Consider the following 3,686-nt stretch of genomic DNA (forward strand, 5'->3'; position numbering starts at 1 on the left):
TGATCTCGGTCGGTTCCATCGTCTGATGGACGGCACGGTTTGGGTCTAGCCGGCCCTGTCTCGTGTATCCCGATCGAAACGAACAGAGTTGTCCAAGTCAAATATACTAACCCGAGCGACCTGCGTTGATCAGCTGCACGGCTGAGAGACCATATGGGGTTGCTCATTTGTACTCTGATTGTCCTCAAGTAGCCGAATAGGCGGTAGGACATGAAAGAGTGCGGGAAATGTATGTTTTTGGTTCAGAAGAACGATCATCTTTAGTTACCAGCTGGATGATCACGATCGATCTGACCGAACTCTGCAGGCCGACAGGCCGAAAGAGTTCACGTCCTCAAGTAGCCGAATAGGCGGTAGGACAAATGGTCAAGTCTTTCTTTTTCTGGATCAAATCAAGCGCGAGAAGGGCGTTTGGTGAATGCCTTGGCAGCAAGAGGCGATGAAAGACGTGATACTCTGCGATAAGCCATGGGGAGCTGAGAATAAGCTTTGATCCATGGATCTCTGAATGGGGCAACCCACCTGAAAGTTTGTTATTGTTAGCTGTGCTAATCAATAATGGGCTTAACCAGGTATTTATGACCTGAATACATAGGGTTATAAAGGCAAACCCGGGGAACTGAAACATCTAAGTACCCGGAGGAAAGGAAATCAATTGATACTCCCCTAGTAGCGGCGAGCGAACGGGGACCAGCCGAGCCGTGAGTGTGAATAGAACCTGTTGGGAAGCAGGACCATAGAGGGTGATAGTCCCGTATATGAAGCATGATCGGACGTATTAAGTAGGGCGGAACACGTGAAATTCTGTCTGAAGATCGGAGGACCACCTTCGAAGGCTAAGTACTCCTTGCTGACCGATAGTGAACCAGTACCGTGAGGGAAAGGTGAAAAGCACCCCGACGAGGGGAGTGAAACAGTACCTGAAACCGAACGCCTACAATCAGTCGGAGGATCCTCGAGATCTGACGGCGTACCTTTTGTATAATGGGTCATCGACTTGGTCTCACGAGCAAGCTTAAGCCGTTAGGTGTAGGCGTAGCGAAAGCGAGTCTTAATAGGGCGTATGAGTTCGTGGGATCAGACCCGAAACCGAGTGATCTAGGCATGGCCAGGTTGAAGGTAAGGTAACACTTACTGGAGGACCGAACCCACATCCGTTGAAAAGGATCGGGATGAGCTGTGCCTAGGGGTGAAAGGCCAATCAAACTCGGAGATAGCTGGTTCTCTGCGAAATCTATTTAGGTAGAGCGTCATCCGAATACCCCGGGGGGTAGAGCACTGGATGGGTAATGGGGCCCCACAGGCTTACTGATCCTAACCAAACTCCGAATACCCGGGAGTACTAGATGGCAGACACACTGCGGATGCTAACGTCCGTAGTGGAGAGGGAAACAACCCTGACCTACGACTAAGGCCCCCAATTCATGGCTAAGTGGGAAAGCAGGTGGGACGACCAAAACAACCAGGAGGTTGGCTTAGAAGCAGCCATCCTTTAAAGATAGCGTAACAGCTCACTGGTCTAAATAAGTTGTCCTGCGGCGAAGATGTAACGGGGCTCAAGCCATGAGCCGAAGTCTAGGGATGCGTAAGCATCGGTAGCAGAGCGTAGTGTGACATAAGACTTATCCTGTATTGCCGCTGGTCATTTGGCGCGAGTAATCGCGCTCAAGTCGCCGAATAGGCGGTAGCGCAGGATCAAGTCTTTTCGATGAAGCGGGCGCGTGAGCGATCCCGTGGAGAGATCACTAGTGAGAATGATGACATGAGTAGCGACAAAGAGTGTGAGAGACACTCTCGCCGAAAGTCCAAGGGTTCCTGCTTAAAGCTAATCTGAGCAGGGTAAGCCGGCCCCTAAGCCGAGGCCGAAAGGCGTAGGCGATGGGAACTAGGTTAATATTCCTAGGCCGTGGAGTGGTGACGGATCTCAGAGGTAGTTCATCCTTATTGGATTGAATGGGCTGCTGAGAGGTTCCTGGAAATAGCCCTCCTATAAGACCGTACCCTAAACCGACACAGGTGGACTGGTAGAGCATACCAAGGCGCTTGAGAGAACGATGTTGAAGGAACTCGGCAAAATACCTCCGTAAGTTCGCGAGAAGGAGGCCCGGTTCCTAGGCAACTAGGGGCTGGGGGCACAAACCAGGGGGTGGCGACTGTTTATTAAAAACACAGGGCTCTGCGAAGTCGCAAGACGACGTATAGGGTCTGACGCCTGCCCGGTGCCTGAAGGTTAAAAGGAGAGGTGAGAGCCTTGAATTGAAGCCCAGGTAAACGGCGGCCGTAACTATAACGGTCCTAAGGTAGCGAAATTCCTTGTCGGGTAAGTTCCGACCTGCACGAATGGCGTAACGACTTCCCCGCTGTCTCCAACATCGACTCAGCGAAATTGAATTGCCTGTCAAGATGCAGGCTTCCCGCGGTTAGACGGAAAGACCCCGTGCACCTTTACTACAGCTTCGCACTGGCATCAGGATTGTGATGTGCAGGATAGGTGGTAGGCTTTGAAGCAGGAACGCAAGTCCCTGTGGAGCCTCCCTTGAGATACCACCCTTCGCACTCTTGATGTCTAACCGCGGTCCGTTATCCGGATCCGGGACCCTGCGTGGCGGGTAGTTTGACTGGGGCGGTCGCCTCCTAAAGCGTAACGGAGGCGCGCGAAGGTTGGCTCAGAGCGGTCGGAAATCGCTCGTTGAGTGCAATGGCAGAAGCCAGCCTGACTGCAAGACTGACAAGTCGAGCAGAGTCGAAAGACGGCCATAGTGATCCGGTGGTCCCGAGTGGAAGGGCCATCGCTCAACGGATAAAAGGTACGCCGGGGATAACAGGCTGATACTGCCCAAGAGTCCATATCGACGGCAGTGTTTGGCACCTCGATGTCGGCTCATCTCATCCTGGGGCTGGAGCAGGTCCCAAGGGTACGGCTGTTCGCCGTTTAAAGAGGTACGTGAGCTGGGTTTAGAACGTCGTGAGACAGTTCGGTCCCTATCTGCCGTGGGTGTAGGAGACTTGAGAGGAGTTGCCCCTAGTACGAGAGGACCGGGGTGAACGATCCACTGGTGGACCAGTTGTCGTGCCAACGGCAGTGCTGGGTAGCTATGATCGGACAGGATAACCGCTGAAGGCATCTAAGCGGGAAGCCCCCCTCAAAACAAGGTCTCCCTGAGGGCCGTGGAAGACCACCACGTCAATAGGCCGGAGATGTAAGCGCAGTAATGCGTTCAGTTGACCGGTACTAATCGCCCGATAGGCTTGATTTGATCCAGTAATGGAAAGACAAATCACCAAAAGCATACACTGACCTTGAGTTGGACAACGTTGATTGATGTGAAACCCCGTAAAGGGGTGACATAACAACCGAGTGGCACCGCGCATTCGCAAGCGAATACGCTGCCTGCCACCCGTCGCTTTCTTGCTCTGCAAGAAAGTCGACATGGGCTTTTCCTCGGTTTGGTGGTCATAGCGCAAGTGAAACACCCGGTCCCATCCCGAACCCGGAAGTTAAGCACTGCCGCGCCAATGGTACTTGGGCTTAAGCCCCGGGAGAGTAGGTCACCGCCAAACCTAGCAAAAGCCCACATATCTCTCTAAACGATCAGCAAAACACCTGGCGCGGGGTGGAGCAGTCCGGTAGCTCGTCAGGCTCATAACCTGAAGGTCAGAGGTTCAAATCCTCTCCCCGCAACCAA

The 3,686-nt window shown here is 53.0% G+C and carries 1 tRNA gene and 2 rRNA genes; all 3 read left to right on the top strand.

The features are described 5' to 3' along the window. The first annotated feature begins 390 nt into the window (after window positions 1–390). Window positions 391–3,257 (top strand): 23S ribosomal RNA (locus AC2FFE_RS20775). Between the two features lie 189 nt (window positions 3,258–3,446). Continuing rightward, window positions 3,447–3,561: ribosomal RNA gene (rrf, locus tag AC2FFE_RS20780) — 5S ribosomal RNA — on the top strand. Window positions 3,562–3,608: 47 nt separating this feature from the next. Then, window positions 3,609–3,685: transfer RNA gene (locus tag AC2FFE_RS20785), tRNA-Met, on the top strand. The last annotated feature ends 1 nt before the right edge of the window (window position 3,686 follow it).

This window comes from Ruegeria sp. YTSA168 (assembly GCF_059610045.1).